Origin of the sequence: Fundidesulfovibrio soli (assembly GCF_022808695.1) — a bacterium.
Lineage (GTDB): Bacteria > Desulfobacterota > Desulfovibrionia > Desulfovibrionales > Desulfovibrionaceae > Fundidesulfovibrio > Fundidesulfovibrio soli.
In genome coordinates, this window is sequence record NZ_JAKZKW010000013.1 from 71,528 (window position 1) to 89,874 (window position 18,347).

Consider the following 18,347-nt stretch of genomic DNA (forward strand, 5'->3'; position numbering starts at 1 on the left):
GCGGGCGCCGTAAAGGGTCAATACCATCCATACTATACTGCGGGGCCGGTACGGAGGAAAAAGTGCCTACTTGCGCACGCCACCCGTACGGATGCAATGCGGACACATTCACCGCACACAGGAGGCCCCATGAGCCTGATTCAAGTTGACGAGGTATTGTGCCGCAAGGACGGCATCTGCATCCGGGTGTGCCCCAAGCAGTGCCTGGTTCCCGACGCCGAAGGGCGGCCCGTGGCCGACCCCGAGAGCGCCTGCATCGACTGCGGCCATTGCGAGGCAGTCTGCCCCCACGGCGCGCTGCGCCACACCCGCCTGGCCACCGACGGCTTCGTGCCCGCCCGCATCGACGCGGTGGCGCCCGAAGCCCTGGCCGCGCTGATGCGCTCCAGGCGCTCGGTGCGCGCCTACAAGCCCGACACCCTGGACCGCCCGGTGCTTGAGACCCTGCTGGAGACCGCGCGCTACGCCCCCACCGGGGTCAACGCCCAACAGGTCTGCTGGAACGTGCTCTCCGGCGCGCAGGCCTGCCGCGACCTGGCCGGGCTGGTGGTGGACTGGATGCGCGCAAACAACGTGATGCCGCTCTACATCGAGCTCTGGGACAAGGGGCAGGAGGTCGTGCTGCGCGGCGCGCCCCATGTGGCCGTGGCCCACACCCCCAAGGACGCCCTGATCGGCAGCGTGGACTGCGTGATCGCCGCCACCTACATGGAGCTGGCCGCCGCCTCCATGGGCCTGGGCGCCTGCTGGGCGGGCATCCTCATGTTCGCCGCCAAAAACCATCCGCCCGTGGCCAAGGCCCTGGGCATCCCCGAGGGCAACGAGGTCCACGCCGGTCTGATGCTCGGGCGGCCGCAGTTCCGCTACACCCTGGCCCCGCCCCGCAAGCCCCTGCGGGTGGCCTGGCTGTAGCGAGGCGCACGCGGAGCTTCCCGTACGGCTAATGTGCGCTGCGCGTTGAAACCATCGTGCTTAACTCAGCAAACCAGGTCATGCTTTTCATAGTCGCGACACTGGCTCGGCCCTGCGCCCCCGGCCGGAAGAACGGTCTTCCGGGCCGGGGGCGCGTCGCCCCTTCGCACATCCCGCACTCTCGGCTGTAACGGCTTCAGTTTCTGGAGCGTCCTAACTTTCATCAAGCATCTTCGCCTCCCGCAACAGTGGCGTGCTCATTTTCCCCTTTACAAACATTAGCCAGCTAATTATTAGGCGGCAAACGATGCCCGGAGGGACGTTATGATTTTAAAGGAAATGCCCAGCTACCAGGTGCTCACCGAGAAGGCCAAACGTTACCCCAACCTGGATGTCCTTATCACAGAGGCCTACCTGCACGTGCTGCGCACGGGCACCATCCTGCACCACAACGTGGAGCGCAAGCTGGCGAAGCTCGGCCTGTCCTACGGCCGCTTCCTGGTGCTCTCCCTGCTCTCCAAGGAGGACGGCCCCGTGCCCGTGTGCAAGCTGGCCGAGCTGGCGGGCGTGACCACGCCCACGGTCTCGGCCGTTCTTTCGGGACTGGTGCGCGACGGCCTGGTGCGCCGCGTCGAGGACCAGGCCGACCGCCGCGTGGTGCGCATCGAGCTGCTCCCTTCGGCCCAGAAGATACTGGACGACGTGCTGCCCCTGCTCATCGAGAACCACAACAACGTCATGGGCGACTTCAGCAAGGATGAGCTCAAGACGCTGGTCAGCCTGCTCTCCAGGGTCCGCCTGGACACGAATTACCTCGAGGCTTGCGAGCAGTAGGTTCTATGAAAGAGACGTCACCGCCCCAAGGAACATCCCCCGAAAGGGAGGCCGCGCCAAACGACTCGATCCAGCCCTCCAGGCCGCGCCGCAGACTGCCAAAGGCTCTGCTCCTGCTGCTGGCCGCCGCCGGGCTGGCCTACGGCGGGCACTGGTGGTGGGCCGCCCGGGCCTTCGAGACAACCGACGACGCCTTCGTCACCGGCCGCGTGACCAACCTGGCGCCCCAGGTGGCCGGGCGCGTGCTGGAAGTGCTTGTGGAGGACAACCAGAAGGTCGAGAAAGGACAGCTCCTGGCCCGCATCGACCCCGCCTCCTTCAGCGTCAGGCTCCACCAGGCCGAGGCCGACCTGGCCGAGGCACAGCAAAAGCTTGCCGAAGCCCAGGCCCAGCACCAGTCCGCCCTGGCCTCCGTGGAGCAGGCCAAGGCCGACTCCGCCTCGGCCGAGGCCCAGGCGGCCAACGCCGCCACGGACCTGACCCGCTACAACCAGCTGGTGCAGTCCGGGGCGGTGTCGCAGCAGGCCCGCGACAACGCGGACACGCTCTCGCGCACCAACGCGGCCGGGCTGCAGTCCGCGCGCAAGCGCCAGCTCTCCGCCCAGGCCCAGGCCGACCTGGCCGCCGCCAGGATACAGACTGCCCAGGCCGGTGTGGACAAGGCCAAGGCCGCCCTGGAGCAGGCCCGACTGGACCTCTCCTACACCGAGATCGCCTCCCCGGTTGCCGCCCGCGTGACCAAGAAGGCCCTGGAGCCCGGAGACTACGTGCAGGTGGGCCAGGCCGTCATGAGCCTCGTGCAGGACGGCCTCTGGGTCGTCGCCAACTTCAAGGAGACCCAGCTCAAGGGCATGAAGCCAGGGCAGCCCGTCAGCCTCGTCATCGACGCCTACCCCGACCGGACCTTCAACGGCCGCGTGGAGAGCCTGCAAGCGGGCACAGGCGCGGTGTTCAGCCTGCTGCCCCCCCAGAACGCCTCGGGCAACTACGTGAAGGTGGTGCAGCGCGTGCCCGTGAAGATCGTGTTCGACGCCCTGCCCGGCGAAGCCGAGATGCACCTGGCCCCGGGCATGTCCGTGGTGCCCACCGTCAAGGTGCGCTAGGCCCATGGCGCACGAAGCAGAGGCCTGGCGGCCCACGCACAGCCCCTGGCTCATCGCCCTGGCCGTGATGCTGGCCACGTTCCTGGAGGTGCTGGACACCTCCGTGGCCAACGTGGCCCTGCCCTACATGGCGGGCAACCTCTCCTCCACCCTGGACGAGGCCACCTGGGTGCTCACCAGCTACCTGGTGGCCAACGCCGTGGTGCTGCCCATGACGGGCTGGCTCTCGGTGCGCTTCGGGCGCAAGCGCTTCCTGCTGGCCTGCGTGGCCGTGTTCACGCTGGCCTCCGCCATCTGCGGCGCGGCCACCAGCATGGGCGCGCTTGTCTTCTGGCGCGTGGTGCAGGGCGCGGCGGGCGGGGCCCTGCAGCCGCTCTCCCAGGCCATCCTCATGGAGAGCTTCCCGCCTGAGAAGCGCGGCGTGGGCATGGCCATCTTCGGCCTGGGCGTGGTGGTGGCCCCCATCATCGGGCCGACCCTCGGCGGCTGGATCACGGACAACTACTCCTGGCGCTGGATCTTCTACGTCAACCTGCCATTCGGGGCCCTGGCCATGCTGCTGTGCCACGCCCTCATCGAGGACCCGCCCTACCTGGCCAAGGCCCGGGCCAAGGCGCAAGGCATGGACTACATGGGCTTCGCCCTCATGGCCCTGTGGCTGGCCACCCTGCAGATCGTGCTGGACAAGGGCCAGCAGGAAGACTGGTTCGAGACCCCCTGGATCCTCTGGTTCTCCATCGTCTCGGGCCTGTCCATGCTGGCCTTCGTGCTCTGGGAGCTTCGGGCCAAGGCGCCCATCGTGGACCTGCGGGTGCTCAAGGACCGCAACTTCGCCTCCGGCACCTTCATGATGACCATCCTCGGCGTGGTGCTCTACGGCTCCGTGGCGCTCTTGCCGCTGTTCCTGCAGAGCCTGATGAGCTACTCCGCGCTGGACAGCGGCCTGGCCATCAGCCCTCGCGGCGTGGGCGCGGTCATGGCCATGATGCTGGTGGGCAAGATGATCGGCAGGATAGACAGCCGCGTGTTCATCGGCTGCGGCTTCACGGGCCTGGCCCTGGTCTGCTTCCACTTCGCCGGGATCAACCTCGACATCTCCATGACGGACATCATCGCCCCCAACGTGGCCATGGGCCTGGCCATGGGCATCATCTTCGTGCCCCTGACCACCACGGCCATGGGCGGGTTGCGCAACGAGCAGATGGGCAACGCCTCGGGCATCTTCAACCTGATGCGCAACCTGGGGGGCAGCATCGGCATCTCCGTGGTGATGACGCTCATCTCCCGCGGGACGCAGAGCCACCAGTCGGAGCTGGCCCGCAACCTGAACGCCACCAGCCCCATGTTCCAGCGCTACCTGCACGACATCTCGGCCTACATGAGCCAGCTGGGCGACCCGGTAGCCGCCAAGCAGAAGGCCCTGGCCGTGCTCCAGGCCATGCTCGCCCAACAGGCCAGCATGATGGCCTATATTGACAACTTCAGGCTTCTTGGAGTGCTATGCCTGTGCTGCCTGCCCGGGCTGGCGCTCATGCGCGCAGGGCGCAAGGCGGCGGGCGACGTGCCCATGCACTGAGGCTTGCGAGGATGCACCCAAACCACGACCCATCGGAGGTTTCGCATATGGATATGGCAGCCATGCGCAAGAAGGCGCGCGAGGACATGAAGGGATACTGCCGGGTCTGCCCGGCGTGCGACGGCAGGGCCTGCGCCGGGGAAGTGCCCGGCATGGGCGGGGCGGGCACCGGTTCGGCCTTCATGGCCAACCTGGAGGCCCTGAAGAACTGGCGGCTGAACATGCGCACCATCCACGGCGCGCGCGAGGCCGACACCAGCCTGACCCTGTTCGGCCGGAATCTCTCCATGCCCATCCTGGCCGCGCCCATGACCGGCGTGAGCTACAACATGGGCGGCAAGCTGGCCGAGGACGTCTATTCCGAGATGATCATCGCGGGCGCCGAGGCCGCCGGGACCATGGGCATGACCGGCGACGGGGCCGACGCGGCCATGTATGACGGCGGCGTGGCCGCCATCGCCAAGCACGGCGGCCTGGGCGTTCCCTTCATCAAGCCCAGGGCCCAGAGCGAGATCATCGCCCGCATCCGCCAGGCTGAGCAGGCCGGAGCCGTGGCCGTGGGCATGGACATCGACGGCGCGGGGCTCATCACCATGGCCCTCAAGGGCCAGCCCGTAGGCCCCAAGACCTTCGTGGAGCTCAAGGAGATCGTGGCCGCCACCAGCCTGCCCTTCATCGTCAAGGGCGTGATGACCCCGGACGAAGCCCAGCTGGCCGTCAGCGCGGGCGCCGCGGCCGTGGTGGTCTCAAACCACGGCGGGCGCGTGCTGGATTCGACCCCCGGCGCGGCCGAGGTGCTCCCCGAGATCGCTGAGAAGATCAAGGGCCGCGCCGTGATCCTGGCGGACGGCGGCGTGCGTTCCGGCTCGGATGTGTTGAAGCTCTTGGCCCTGGGCGCCGACGCGGTGCTGGTGGGCAGGCCCATGGCCGTGGGCGCGTTCGGCGCAGGTGCCGAGGGCGTGGCCGCGCTGCTGAACAAGATGCGCTCGGAGCTGGTCTCGGCCATGCTGCTCACGGGCACGGCCAACGTGCGCGAGGTCAGCAGGGACATCCTGACCGCCCGCTGAACCTCGATTGCCTGAATGAATAAAATGCCCCCTGGCGCTTGCGCGCCAGGGGGCTTCTCTGTTTTTCCGCCCGGTGCCCCCCCGATGCGAGGCGTGTTTATCCAGGACGCGCCGCTAGTAGGCCAGGGTGGCGATACGCTTTGCCAGCATGATGTTGAGGATGGTCCTGTCGGTCTCGATCATGCCTTCGGTGCTGAGCGCCCCCACGTTGCGCATGGTCTGCTCGGGGGAGGCGTCGATGATGCCGTCCGTGGGTTTGACCTTGACCCCGTGAAGCGAAAATAGCGCCGCCTGCACGGCGGTTCCGGCCGCCGTGGCCAGCTTGAGGGCGCACCCGGCCTTGGCCCCGTCGCAGACGACCCCGGCCAGGTCCTCCATGAGGTTCTTGATGGCCCCTGCCACATGGTGCACGTCCCCCCCAAGCAGGTAGGACACGCCGGCCGTGGCTCCCGCCCCGGCCGCGACGGAGCACCCGCAGACCGCCGAGAGCCTGCCCGTGTGGGACTTCACATACGCGGTGATGATATGGCTCAGGCCAATGGCTCTCAACACGGTGCGGTGGTCGCACTCCACGTAGTCCTTCACGGCCCAAATGGGCAGGATCGCCGTGAGCCCGTGGTTGCCGCTCCCGGCGGAGCTCATGGCGGGGAGCTTCACGCCATCCATGCGGGCGTCGGCAGCGGCGGAGGTGAGCATACGCGCGGCCAGGAACATGTCCTTTTGCATGAGCTTCTGGCGCACCAGGCGCTCGAAGGTCTTGCCCACGCCCAATCCAGGCCCGTGCTTGAGCCCGTAATCAGCCAGGGCCATGTTGTGGCGAACGCCTTCTTCCAGGAAGGCCATGTCATCATCGTCCAGCTCGTCCGCCAAGTCGATGAGCCGGTCCAGGGGCAATTCCTTGAGCCAGGCCTCAAGCTCGGCCACGCCTGCCGCCCCGCCGCGCCCTGCGCTGAGCAGGGGGGTGTTCTCGACAGGGATGCCGTCCAGGGAGAGCGAGACGATATGGTCATGGTGCTGTTCGATGACCGCTTCCGCCACGGAGTTCCCGTTGCGGGCCTCCACGCGCACGTGAAGACCGCGCCTGTCGGAAAGCAGGTGCAGGCTCACGTTGCCCCTGCCCAGCAGGTCTTTGGCCTGCTTCAGGGCCTGGGGCGTCAGCGTGTCGAGGACCTCGAGCCGTCGGGCCGGGTCGCCCCCCGCGGCGCCCAGCGCGGCGGCCGTATCCAGTCCGGAGAGTCCGCCTGTGCCGGGGATGGAGACCGCCAGGCCGTTCTTGTAGACATTGGGGTCCACCCAGACATCCAGGCGGTCGAAGGCCTTCCCGGGAAGGAGCGAGACAGCCGCAGCCGCGGCGAGCGCCACGGCCACCGGTTCGGTGCAGCCCAGCGCGGGAGCCACCTCCAGGCGCAAGATATCCTTCACGCAATAGCTCATGCCAGCCTCCCTGAAGTTCTCGGATCACCCGGCGAGGCCGGAGCGCCCGCGCCTACTTCCGCCCCTTGGACGCCACAATCGTATCCAGCAGGCAGTGGCACACCGAGTGGTGCAGCACCTCCACCGGGCCGTACGCCTCCACGGGCACGTAGAAGTTGGCGTCGCCCAGGGCGCGCAGGGGGTTGTCCGCCTTGAACCCGGTGAGCGTCAGCACCCCGGCGCCCTTGGCCCTGGCCGCGCCCGCCGCCAGCAGCACGTTCTCAGAGCGCCCGCTGGAGCTGATGCAGACCAGAATGTCGCCGGGGTCCGCGAACATCTCCACGGGTTTCTCGAACAGGTGGGGGTAGCCGAAGTCGTTGCCGATGCAGGTCAGCCCGGCGATGTCGTTGAAGGCCATGGCGCGCATGCCCCCGGCCTTCCAGAAATCCGTGCCCATGTGGGAGGAGATGGCGGCCGAGGCCCCGTTGCCCACGAACATGAGCTTGCCCCCGGCCGCGGTGCGCTCAACGATCCAGGCGGCGGCGGCCTCGATGCCCTCCTCCAGGGGGAGGGTGCGGCCCGAGGCGTCGGTGTAGACGATCTCGCGGGTCAGGGCGCGCAGGGTGTCGTAGAATGCGGCTGCGGAAGATTTCATGTCATGCTCCTTAAGACGCCGGGCGCGGCTTGCGGGACTTCATCCCGAACCAGACCAGGGTGGAGGCGAGGATGAAGGCCATGGAGATCAGCAGCATCCTGGCCACCTGCATGGCGCTCTCGTGATAGAGCAGGGCCAGGGCCGCGAAGAGCGCCACGCCCGCGCCCTGCAGCCACATGAAGCCGAACTCGCCCCGGGCCTGGGAATAAACGAAGAACACGTTGGCCGTGGCCAGCATGGCCATGGCCACGGCGATCACGGCCAGCAGCGGCCCGGCGGCCTCGTACTGCGCGCCGAAGAGCAGCGTGACCACCAGCTTGGAGGCCAGGAAGCAGACCAGGGCGTACCCGCCGCCCAGCAGCAGGGTCATGCCCGTGGAGGTCCAGAGGCTCTTGTTGTCCTCCTGGCCGCGCGCCTTGGCCGAGGCGGCTTCGGTGAAAAGCACGCTCACCAGCACGGAGGGGCCGAAGAAGGCGATGCGCCCCAGGATGGCGGCCGTGGCGTAGAGCCCGGCCTCGGAGCCGGGGCAGAAGTGGCGCACCAGGATGAGGTCCAGGTTGTTCAGGCACATGCCCACCACCGAGCTGACCACCATGCCCAGGGCGTAGCGGCCCACCTCGCGGTGGAAGCCCGGGGGCAGCGGCGTGGCTGGCACGCGCAGCAGGTCCTTGAGAAAGAACATGGCCAGGGCGGTCTGGGCGGCAGCGCCGATCAGGCCGCAGAGCACCGCGCCGGAGACGCCCCAGCCCAGCGCCGTGAGCAGCCCCAGGCTGGCCACGAAGCGCAGGCAAGCGTTGCTGGCCCCGGATACGCCGTAGCCCGTGAAGCGCTGCATCCCCTGGAGCATGCCCCAGGGCACGGGCATGAGCAGCAGCACCACCAGCATGCCCACGGAGACATAGATCGGCCCCATCTCGGTGATATGCAGGAAATCCCGCATGAGGGGGCCGGCCAGCAGCCCGAGCACGCCCACCACCACGGCGGCGGCCAGGGCGAACTTGGCGGCCTGGTTGAACAGCCCCCGGACCCGGCCCATGCCCTCCAGCGCGAAGCCGGCCGTGAAGCGGGCCATGATCAGCGGCACGATGGCCATGGGCGCGGAGATGATGGAGAGCATGGAGTTGAGCGCGTTGAAGCTGCCGAACTCGTCGGGCGTCATGGCCCGTCCGGCGGTGAGCTGGAACAGGTAGTTGAACACGTTGCCCGAGTTCATGAGCACGAGGATGATGAAGTTCTGCTGCAGGAAACGTTTCACGAAGCTCCCCCGGAGCGTGACGGACTGGAAGTGGACGGCCCGAGCAGGGCCGCGATGAAGAGCCACAGGCCGCACAGGCCCAAGAGCTCGGACACGGGAGCCAGCCCGGTCAGGCGGATCAGGGCGGCAAGGGCCGCCGAGGCCAGGAAGCCGGAGCAATAATGAATCCCGGAGGTGCTGGCAAGGCGCGGCCAGCGCCGGGCCAAGGCCGGGCGGCAGGCTCGCCAGAGGGGCACCGCCAGGGTGGAGCCCAGCATGCCCACGCCCTGCGCCACTTTGGGGCCGCCCGCCAGTGCGGCGGCCAGGCACAATCCGGCGAGCAGCAGCCACGGGCGCAACGGGGCGCGGCCTTGCGCCGGTCCGTCGAGCCAGCGCCGAACTCCCGCGAGCACTGCGGCAAGCAGCCTCTTGCGGCCCGCCAGACAGACGAGCCCTGCCGCGGGCAGTAAGGCCAGGGCGTAGAGCAGCTTACCGCTCCGCCCGAATGATGACCCGCCGCCTGACTCCGGGGCCCGGGCCAGGGTGGAGAGCTCGGGGCCGGACGCGTCGGCCAGCATCAGGGCCTCAACCTCCAGCCAGGGGTTGCGCAGGAAGCGCAGCGGCCCGGATGCCGGGGAGAGCCCGGCCTTGCCCATGGGCAGCCACACGGCCGAGGCGGCCATGTCCGCCGCGCCGGAGGCGTCCAAGCCGTCCAGCCCGCGCGGGGCCCCGGCAAGGTCAAGCAGGGGCTCGCCGCCCAGCACCTGCGGCCAGGTGGCCAGGCGCTGCCCGGAGAGGGTGGCGCGTCCGCACTTCCAAACGCCACCCAGAGCGCCGCCCTGAGCTCCGCGTGGAGCGCCGCCGCTCAGGGAGACGCTCACTTCGGGCCATGCGTCAAACGGCTGCGCCCCCAGCAGCGCGGGCAGATAGAGCGCCAGGCGCGAGTCGGGCGCGCCCAGGGGCACCGAGGCCTTCTTCGCGCCGAAGGCCAGCTCCAGCCTGGGGGCGGGATCGTTCACGGTCCAGGGCGGGGCGGCCACGTCCAGCACCAGCCACTGCGGGGCGAACACCGGGCCGGAGAGGCCCAGGCGCACGGAGCCGTCCGGCTGCGCGCTGACGGCGGGCTCCAGGGCCTCGTCGAAGAGGTAGCGGGCCTCGAACAGGCCCTGGCGCGGCGCGGCCGCGTCCTGGGCGTGCAGGGCGGCCCGGCGCAGGGTGAAGCCGAACTCCCGCCCCCCCGACGAGCCAGCACCAGTGAAGATCAGGCGAACGCCCTCCACCTTGGGCGGCAGCTCGGGGAACACCGCCGGGAAGCCGGGCTTCACGGCCACGCGCACGCTGCGCCCCGCGCCCCAGGCCTCGGCCTCCACCCCGGCGAGCCCGGAGCGGCGCCTGCCCAGCTCCAGCCAGAGGCTGTAGGCGGTTCCCGGCGAGGGGGTGAAGGCCGCCCCGGTCTCCAGCGTAACGGTATCGCCGGCGCACTCCACGCCCAGGCCGTCGGCCGCGGCGCTGAAGCCCAGCCTGCCCGCGGCCTTGAAGAGGTTCTCGGACAGGGCCGGGCGCAGTGCCGCGTCGGCCTCCTGGCCCGGGCCGCCCGAGAGGGCCTGGAAATCCAGGCTCCACAGGGGATGCTGCGACATATAGCCCCGGGCCGAATCCGGGTCGCAGGCAGCCCCGAAGCTGCGGCAGCGCTCCTCGGTGGCGGCCAGGATGGCGGGCACGTCCCGCCGGGGGGCCACCTTGGCCAGCCGCGCGGCCTCCAGGGTCAGGGAAAAGGGCTGGGAGGGGTCCTGGGCGGACTGGATCACGCCGAAGCCCTTGAGCGCGGCGTCCGCAGCGGCCCCCGTCCCGGAGAGCGCCTCCAGGTTGGCGGCCAGCTCCCCCCGGCCCTGGAACAGCTCCCGGGCGCGCGAGGGCAGCAGGCGCGGCAGGCCGTGGGCCGCTGTCCAGGCCGGGTCCAGCCCGGAGGGCACGAAGAGGATCTTCTCCACGTTGCGGGCCTGGGCCACCTCCTCGATGTTCTGCTTGTAGAACATCAGGGCCAGCTCCTTGAGCGTGACCTTGGCGGTTCCCGGGGCCAGCTCCCGCAGATGGCGGCCCAGGTACAGGCGCAGCACTGTGCGGCCGTCGCCCAGGTCGAAGAGGCGCTTGGGGATGGCGTACCAGTCCAGCACGGTCTTGCCTGAGCCGTCCGGCTTCAGGGAGACCACCAGGTTCACCTGCACGTCCTGGCCGCGCAGCAGCACCACGTCCAGCGCGCCCACGTCCGTGACGTCCTTGCGGAAGCGGCGCTGCACAAAGGCGGAGAGGCCGTCCTGGGAAGTGCGCCAGTCCTCGTCGGGGTCGCGGTCCAGCAGTCGCGAAATCTGGTAGCGCAGGCCCTTGGAGAGCCAGCGCGCCCCGGCCACGTCCACGGCGTCGCGCCCTGCCCCGTCGGCCCACTGCGGGGTCAGGCGGTCCACGGTCTCAAGGGGGTCGCCCGCGTAGAAGCGCGCCCCGCCGGGCGTGGCCAGCTCGGCCCAGAAGGCCAGGCGGCCGGGGCGGTCGGGGTCGCCGGTGAGGTAGTCCAGGCGGGCCTCGTTGCTCTCCCCCAGGCGCAGGCCGGAATCAGGCCCGGCCAGGGTCAACACTTCGAGAGCGCCTGCGGGGGGGGCGTCGCGCCTGGGCAGGGCCAGCTCCCGCTGGCTGAGCACCCGGGAATACTTGACCTTGCGCATGGCCACGCGCCCCAGCAGGCCACCCTGCACGGCCGCGCCCTCCCCCGGGTTCCGCGTGCCGAAGAGCGCGGGCGGCAGGGCGAGGGGCTTGCCGTCAGCGGGCGCGGCAGCCTGGGACGGCTGGGCCAAAGCCAGTGCCATAGCCAGGGCCGGGGCCGCCAGCAGGAGCGCGAGCAGCGCGAGGGCGCGGCTCATGGCTCCCTCCGCTTGAGGATGAGGAAGCCGTCATCCTCATGCACGGTGTCGAATTCCTTCCTGGCGCGCTCCACGCTCTCACGGAAGGCGTCGGCCACGGCCTGGTCGCGGCAGGCCCCGCCCTTCCACTCGCAGCCCTGGTCCACCACGAACCAGGCGCGCTTGAGGTCGAGCGTCACGTAGTCGGCCAGGCTGCGGGTCACGTGAAAATCGGGCTTGATGCCCGTAAAGATGAACCGGCGGAAATCCCTCAGGGTGGCCTGGCCCGAATCCTGCGCCAGATGCGGTTCGAACACGGCCAGGGGGAAGCTGTTGGCGAAGTAGCGCGAGACGGCCTTGCCCCAGTTCAGGCTGTTCTGGGTGATGACCACTTTGGTGGGGTCGTCGGGCAGGATCTTCTCCATGGCCCGGATGATGCGCGTGTCGCGATCGTCGGGCCAGAAGCCGCCGAAGCCGCCCCCGCGCCAGAACGGCACCGAGAGGGGCGAGGCCGCCAGCAGCACGTGCCCGGCCAGCAGCACGATGAAGAGGGTCCCGGCCCAGCGGTCCAGCCTGCCGCTGCGGGCGTTCACGGCGTCCGTGACCAGGGGCAGGGCCCCGGCGAAGGCCACGATGAGCGGGGCAACCAGCCCGGCCGTGTAGTGGTTGGTCACGGAGTAGTAGTCCGGCCGCGTGGAGAGCAGCGAAAGCGCCAGGGTGGGCAGGATGGTGAACAGCGGCCCCGGGCTCAGGAGCGGCAGGAAGGCCAGGGAGCCGAACAGCGCGGCCAGGTATTTGAGCTTGCGCGGGTCGCCCAGCACGTGCCCCAGGATGTCGATGGGGTGGGTGAGCACCCACCAGGCCTTGCCCAGCACGGAGGAGCCGCCGATCCAGGCGAAGGCCCCGGCCGTGACGCCCACGCCCGTATCCATGGTGAAGAAGGGGATCAGCTTGGCCGTGGCCAGCCAGAACCAGGCCAGCCCGGTCGCGAACACGAAGATTCCGGCGGGGCCGCCGCCCCGCGTGAAGGCCAGGTACACGCCGAACACCGCGGCCTGCAGGGCGAAGGTCTCCTTGATCAGGCACAGGCACAGGGCGGCCAGGGCCGCGCCCCAGGGGTCCTCGTCCTGGACTCGGAAGAAAAACCAGAACCCCAGCGGGATGGCCAGGTGGTCCGGGTGGAAGTCGAAGAGCCCGTTGTGCCACACCGCGAAGAAGCCGAAATAGGCCAGGGCCGGGAACACCCCGTAGCGTTTGCCCAGGAACGGCAGGGGCAGCGCCAGCATGAAGGCCTGGGCCACCATGAGCCCCAGGGGGGTGAGCCAGTCCGGCAGGGGGCGGATGAGCCAGGCGTAGAGCCAGAGCACGGGCTGGATGTGGCCGTTCATGGCCCGCCACCACTCCCCGCCTTCGCTCATGGCCGTGAGGTTGCAGACGAACACCCCCAGGTCGAACACGGTGGAGCGCAGCGCCAGGTAGCGCATGCAGGCCAGGGCCGTGAGCGCGCCCAGGAGCACGAGGCCCATGGTCCAGGGCCAGCGGGGCTTGTCCTGGGGCAGGATGCCGTACCTAGACATTGAGCCTCCGCACGCGCAGCCGCTGGGCCACGGTGATCGCGCCAAGGGCGGCCAGGGCCAGGGCCACGCTCAGGGCAGAGACCGCCAGGCCCAAAAGGTAATAGCGCTGGGGCTTGAACTCGATGACCAGCTCCAGGTCCACCCCGCCCGCCGGGTTGGGCCGGGCGTAGCGCGAGGCCTCGGGGCCGAACGCGGGCAGCAGCGCCGGGTCGATCCACCAGGCGTTGCCGTAGCCGCTGGCCTGCCAGTGCAGCATCTCCGGCCAGGGCATGGCCTTGCCTTCGGAGGCTCCAGCGGCCTTCCAGGAGGCCGGGGACAGGGCGTCGAAGCCGGAACCCACGGGCGACGCCGGTTCGATCACGCCTTCGCGCCAGGTGGCGTCCTGGGGCGTGGCGGGCAGGTTGTCGTTCTGCACCGTGCTCAAAAAACGCCTGGAGACGAAATCCACGCTCCAGCTCATCGGCCGCTCGGACTCCACCCGGCCGCCCGGACCGTACTCCAGCAGCGCGCGCGTCCGCTTGCGGCCGTCGCCCAGGGTGCTTACCCATCCGCGCTCCAGATACTCGCGGAGCTCATCCGGCGTGGCCTGCCAGTCCTGGTTGTCCGGGAACACGGCGTAGTCCTTGAGCAGGGCGGCATCTGGCGCGCGGCGCGCGTCCGCCGGCAGCAGGTAGGCCTTCCAGCCGTCGTGGAAGGTCTCCTGGAAGAGCAGCGGGAAGCCCGACTTCACGCCGGTGAGGCGCACGCGGCAGGTGGTCGGCCCCTGGCGGGTGAACTCCACCGAGGGCAGCTCGTAGGCCGCGCCCCTGTAGAGCAGGGCCTGGCGCTTGCCCGCCCGGTCCGTGACGAAGGCCCGCTCCAGCCCCTTCTGTCCGCTCTCACCGGCCTCCATGATGCGCCCCAGCAAGGCCAGGAACTCGGGGGACTCCCCGGCCGGGATCACGGCCTGCCCGGGCTGGTAGAACGGCATCCCCACCACGTCCGGCAGCACGGCGGCGGTCAGGTTGCCCCCCCGGCCCGAGGCGTCGGCCACGGCCAGCAGGCGCGAGGCCGCGAACACGCCGGGCGCGGCGTCGGGGTTTCGGTAGATGTCCACGCTGCCGAAGCGCTTCTCCAGCACGAGGCCGTGTTGCAGGGCCAGGGCCTTGTCCAGCACGGGCTTGTAGTTCTTGAAGCCGTCCACCACGGGCTCGCCCCGGTAGCCGGGCTGGAAATCCTGGTAGGAGATGAAGAACGTGTCGTGCGGGTAGACCAGGTAGCGCACCGAGGCCAGCCCGAAGAGGCGGTCCAGGTTGGGGCTGGGCTGCTCGGCGTACATGCTGGAGATGATCTCGCTGCCCAGGGGGTTGTTGTAGAAGGCCAGGAAGAAGGGCTTGGGCGAGTAGGCCGAGCTCCACTCGTAACTGTAGGGCGAATCACCGGGCCAGCTGATGCCCACCGGCGGCAGGTAGGCCACGCGGCCCCAGGCGCGCTGGTCGCGCAGGAAGGCGTAGACCTTGGCGTCCTCGGGGTGGATGGGCGTGTGCTTGAGGGCCAGGGGCTGGGGCACGGCGTCCTTGGGCGCGCTGGAGAGCAGGCTCTGCCCCAGGTAGGGCGAGACGAACACCAGCAGCACGGCGGCCAGCACCGCTCGGTTCAGCCAGGGCCGCCTGGCCGTTCCCCGCTCCTCCCAGGCCTGGGGCAACTGGAAGGCCAGCAGGGCGTAGGCCGTGACGATCAGCGGCAGCCAGCGCGTGGTGTTGGAGAAAGCCGCGAAGAGGATGGGCACGAAACCCTTGAGCACCCCCTGGTAGAAGGCCACGCCGAACGGCGTGCGCGAGCCGCAGACCAGCAGCACGCCCGTGAGGGCCACCACGAACATGCCCGCGTTCTGGGCGCGCAGGGTGTCCTCCTGGTCGGGGTCACGGCGGATGCGCCGTGCCGTGAAGGAGCACAGGGCCAGCCCGGCCAGTACCAAGGAGGCCAGCACCCAGGGTGCGCGAAGGCCCGGAGGGGCTGGGAAGGCGTATTCGGTGTCCATGCCGGGGCGCAGGTCCAGCCGGATCACGGAGTCCACGGGCTGGCTGGTGGACTGGTGGAAGCCCTCGCGCATGGGCAGCTCCGTGTCCACGGTGACCTCGCCCTTGGCCGAGGCCGAGAGCCCCCAGCCGTGGCGGATGGCGCCCTTGCCCAGGTAGTCGCCCAGGAAGGGGGCCATGAAGTGGATGTTCATGGCCAGCGCCAAGGCGAAAACCAGCACGGTGGAGGCCAGCACCCGCCAGCGCCCCGGCCCCTTGACCAGGGCGTGCAGGCCCAAGAGCCCGAGCATGGCCGCGCTGCTCACGCCCACGCTGGGGTGCATGGAGGTCAGCCCCAGCAGGAGCCCGCAGGCGATGGCCGCGCGCGGGGCGATGCGCCCGCGCTCCCGGATGGAGCCCAGCAGGGTGAAGTAGGCCAGAAGCAGCAGCGGGATGATGGCGAACCCGGCCAGCATGGGCATGTGCCCGGCCACCACGCGGCTGTAGGTGTAGGGCGAGAGGGCGTAGAACAGCGCCGCCAGCGTGGCGTAGAACCAGTTCAGCCCGAAGCGCCGGGCCAGGGGCAGCATGGCCAGGCCCGAGGCGGTGACGAAGCACAGGGGCAGGAGCTTGCTCATCCACTCCCCGCCCATGCGGGCCAGGGGGGTGATCAGCTGCCAGTAGAGCAGCTCCAGCTTGAAGTAGTGGTAGCGGCCGGTCTCGAAGTAGGCGTCCCAGGTGGAGAAGTGATGCTCGCTCATGGAGCGGTACTGCTCCAGGAAGTTGGGCACGCCCCAGTCCCAGGTGTGGCCCACGATGCCCGGCCTGGCCAGCACCCCGGCGAAGGAGATCAGGGCCAACCCGGCCACTGCGGCCACGGCCAGGAGCTTCTTCACCGGTTCGCGCATCCGCTAAGCCTTGAAGGACTTCTCGAACACCCCGTCCAGGATGGAGGACCAGGAGTAGGACTGCATGTAGGCCAGGGCGTTCCCGCGCATCCGGCGCCACTTCTGCGGGTCGGCCAGCAGGGAGCCGATGGCCTCCGCCAGGGGCTCCACGGCGTAGTCCACCACGACGCCCGCCTCCAACTCCGCGATGTCCTTGTGGATCTCGGGCACGGGGGTGATGATCACGGGCAGGCCGCAGGCCAGGTAATCCTTCACGCGGGAGGGGTCGGCCCACTGGGAGAGGTTGTTGGGCGAAGGCTTGTAGAGCGCCAGCGAAATGTCGTAGCCGGGCAGCATGGCCAGCACCTCGTCGTGGGGCTTGGCCCCGTGCAGCACCACGCCCTCGCCCAGGGCCTTGAGCCTGGGTTCGTAGGGCTGGTAGACCACCCCGTCCTCCACGGCGTCGTGGGGCGTCTTGCCGATGACGTGCAGGGTCAGCTGCGGGAAGCGCTCCTTCAGGCTCGGGAAGGCGTCGATCACCAGGTCCACGCCCTTGGAGGGGGCCAAAGCGCCCAAGAGCACCAGGGCGGCGGGCTCCGTGGCGGACTTGTCAGGCAGCTCGATCTTCTCCAGGTCCACGCCCACGGGCACCAGGATGTTGCGGCTGTCCGGCAGCCCCTGGGAGCGGCGCACGTCCACGATGCGCGGGGAGATGTTCCAGGCCGCGTCGCAGTTGCGCACGCAGAAGCGGTCCAGCCAGTGGTACACGGCGTTCAGCCACTTGCTGGAGAAGCGCTCGGGCATCCAGTCGATGGTGTAGAAGATCACGAAGCGCGTGAGCCCGAGCTTCTTGAGGATCACGCCCACCACGGTGTTGAGCGGGTCCGCGCCCAGGTACACGTCGAAGCGCCCGCCCAGGCGCAGGAAGTAGAACAGGGTGAAGAGCGCGTCCTTGACGTAGGTCAGCAGCGGGGGCAGCGCCCAGCCGCCCTGCTTGACCTCGCGGTGCAGGAACTTCCCGTCGTACTCCTTCATGCGGGAGCGGCGGTCCGCGCAGTAGTGGAATGGGTGAAAAATCACCCCCAGGCGCTTGGAGCGGCTCTTGAGGTAGTTCTCCACGGCCTCGGAGGGGCCGGAGAGGTCCGTGACGTGGCTGACGAGCACGATGGATTCGAAACGCATAGACGCTCTTTTCCCGCGAGACGCTAGCCGCGCAGGGTGTGGATGTTGTCGAGGAACCAGCGGTAGGTGCCCGCGATGCCCTCCTCAAGCCCGATGGAGGGGCTGAAGCCCAGGGCCTTCAGGCGCGACACGTCCAGCAGCTTGCGCGGGGTGCCTTCGGGCTTGGTGGGGTCGAACTCGATGCGGCCCGCGAAGCCCGTGACGCGCGCCACGGTCTCGGCCAGCTGGCGGATGGTCACGTCCTGGCCGGTGCCCACGTTGACGATGCGCTCGTCGGAGTAGTTGTCCATGCAGTAAACGATGGCCCGGGCGCAGTCGTCCACGTGCAGGAACTCGCGGCAGACGTTGCCCGTGCCCCACACCGTCACGCTCCCGGCCCCGGCCCGCGCGGCCTCGTGGAAGCGGCGCAGCAGCGCCGGGAGCACGTGGGAGTTCTCAAGATCGAAGTTGTCGCCCGGCCCGTAGAGGTTGGTGGGCATCAGGCTCACGGCGTCGAAGCCGTACTGGCGGCGGTAGGCCTGGCACATCTTGATGCCGGCGATCTTGGCCACGGCGTACCACTCGTTGGTGGGCTCCAGGGCGCTGGTGAGCAGGCAGTCCTCGGTCATGGGCTGGGGCGCGAACTTGGGGTAGATGCAGGAGGAGCCCAGGAACACGAGCTTCTCCACGCCCTCCCTGTAGGCCGCGTCGATGACGTTGCACTGGATGATGGAGTTCTGCCAGATGAACTCGGCCGGATAGGTGTTGTTGGCGTGGATGCCGCCCACCTTGGCCGCGGCCAGCACGATCTTGTGCGGCCTGACCTCGGCCATGAAGCGGCGCACTGCGGCCTGGTCGGTGAGGTCGAGCTGCGCCCGGGTGCGGGTGACGGTCTCGCAGCCGGGGCGGCCCTCCAGGGCCCGCACCACGGCCGAGCCCACCAGCCCCCGGTGGCCCGCCACAAAAATTCGCTCGTTGCTCACATGGTTTCCGTATGCAGAGGGGATTGAAAGACCGACGCCCCTTAGCACGGCGCGGCC

The 18,347-nt window shown here is 69.4% G+C and carries 13 protein-coding genes; 5 read left to right on the plus strand and 8 right to left on the minus strand.

Annotated elements, in window-relative coordinates; all coding sequences use genetic code 11:
* Window positions 1-129 precede the first annotated feature (129 nt).
* From MLE18_RS12065 to MLE18_RS12085, 5 genes are all read left to right on the plus strand, one after another.
* Window positions 130-912, plus strand: coding sequence for a nitroreductase family protein (locus MLE18_RS12065; protein ID WP_243439052.1), 783 nt, complete (start codon window positions 130-132; stop codon window positions 910-912).
* A 324-nt stretch (window positions 913-1,236) separates the two neighbouring features.
* Window positions 1,237-1,746: a MarR family winged helix-turn-helix transcriptional regulator gene (locus MLE18_RS12070; RefSeq protein ID WP_243439053.1), complete on the plus strand. Its 510-nt coding sequence runs from the start codon at window positions 1,237-1,239 to the stop codon at window positions 1,744-1,746.
* A 5-nt stretch (window positions 1,747-1,751) separates the two neighbouring features.
* Window positions 1,752-2,849 carry an HlyD family secretion protein gene (locus MLE18_RS12075; protein WP_243439054.1) on the plus strand — a complete coding sequence of 366 codons (1,098 nt, stop codon included), beginning with the start codon at window positions 1,752-1,754 and terminating at the stop codon, window positions 2,847-2,849.
* A 4-nt stretch (window positions 2,850-2,853) separates the two neighbouring features.
* Window positions 2,854-4,425, plus strand: coding sequence for a DHA2 family efflux MFS transporter permease subunit (locus MLE18_RS12080; protein ID WP_243439055.1), 1,572 nt, complete (start codon window positions 2,854-2,856; stop codon window positions 4,423-4,425).
* 47 nt (window positions 4,426-4,472) lie between these two features.
* On the plus strand, window positions 4,473-5,492 hold the full coding sequence (locus MLE18_RS12085; RefSeq protein WP_243439056.1) for an alpha-hydroxy-acid oxidizing protein: 1,020 nt from the start codon (window positions 4,473-4,475) through the stop codon (window positions 5,490-5,492).
* A gap of 114 nt (window positions 5,493-5,606) precedes the next feature.
* Here MLE18_RS12085 and MLE18_RS12090 read toward each other — a convergent pair whose 3' ends face one another.
* Genes MLE18_RS12090 through fcl form a run of 8 tightly spaced genes read right to left on the minus strand, consistent with a single transcriptional unit; the run spans window position 5,607 to window position 18,290 of the window.
* Complete coding sequence (locus tag MLE18_RS12090) at window positions 5,607-6,926, minus strand: L-cysteine desulfidase family protein (protein WP_243439057.1); 1,320 nt, start codon at window positions 6,924-6,926, stop codon at window positions 5,607-5,609.
* A gap of 52 nt (window positions 6,927-6,978) precedes the next feature.
* A complete protein-coding gene (locus MLE18_RS12095) occupies window positions 6,979-7,560 on the minus strand; it encodes an SIS domain-containing protein (protein WP_243439058.1) in 582 nt (193 codons plus the stop codon).
* Window positions 7,561-7,570: 10 nt separating this feature from the next.
* Window positions 7,571-8,815 (minus strand): MATE family efflux transporter, encoded by a 1,245-nt coding sequence (locus MLE18_RS12100; RefSeq protein WP_243439059.1) that lies wholly within the window; start codon window positions 8,813-8,815, stop codon window positions 7,571-7,573.
* Window positions 8,812-11,706: a hypothetical protein gene (locus tag MLE18_RS12105; RefSeq protein ID WP_243439060.1), complete on the minus strand. Its 2,895-nt coding sequence runs from the start codon at window positions 11,704-11,706 to the stop codon at window positions 8,812-8,814. The genes MLE18_RS12100 and MLE18_RS12105 overlap by 4 nt, the downstream gene beginning before the upstream one ends.
* Window positions 11,703-13,262 carry a DUF2079 domain-containing protein gene (locus MLE18_RS12110; RefSeq protein WP_243439061.1) on the minus strand — a complete coding sequence of 520 codons (1,560 nt, stop codon included), beginning with the start codon at window positions 13,260-13,262 and terminating at the stop codon, window positions 11,703-11,705. The genes MLE18_RS12105 and MLE18_RS12110 overlap by 4 nt, the downstream gene beginning before the upstream one ends.
* Window positions 13,255-16,167 (minus strand): hypothetical protein, encoded by a 2,913-nt coding sequence (locus tag MLE18_RS12115; RefSeq protein WP_243439062.1) that lies wholly within the window; start codon window positions 16,165-16,167, stop codon window positions 13,255-13,257. The genes MLE18_RS12110 and MLE18_RS12115 overlap by 8 nt, the downstream gene beginning before the upstream one ends.
* A gap of 3 nt (window positions 16,168-16,170) precedes the next feature.
* Complete coding sequence (locus tag MLE18_RS12120) at window positions 16,171-17,328, minus strand: glycosyltransferase (protein WP_243439063.1); 1,158 nt, start codon at window positions 17,326-17,328, stop codon at window positions 16,171-16,173.
* 23 nt (window positions 17,329-17,351) lie between these two features.
* The gene (fcl, locus tag MLE18_RS12125; protein ID WP_243439064.1) at window positions 17,352-18,290 is read right to left on the minus strand and encodes a GDP-L-fucose synthase; all 939 of its coding nucleotides are present in this window, start codon (window positions 18,288-18,290) and stop codon (window positions 17,352-17,354) included.
* Window positions 18,291-18,347: the final 57 nt, after the last annotated feature.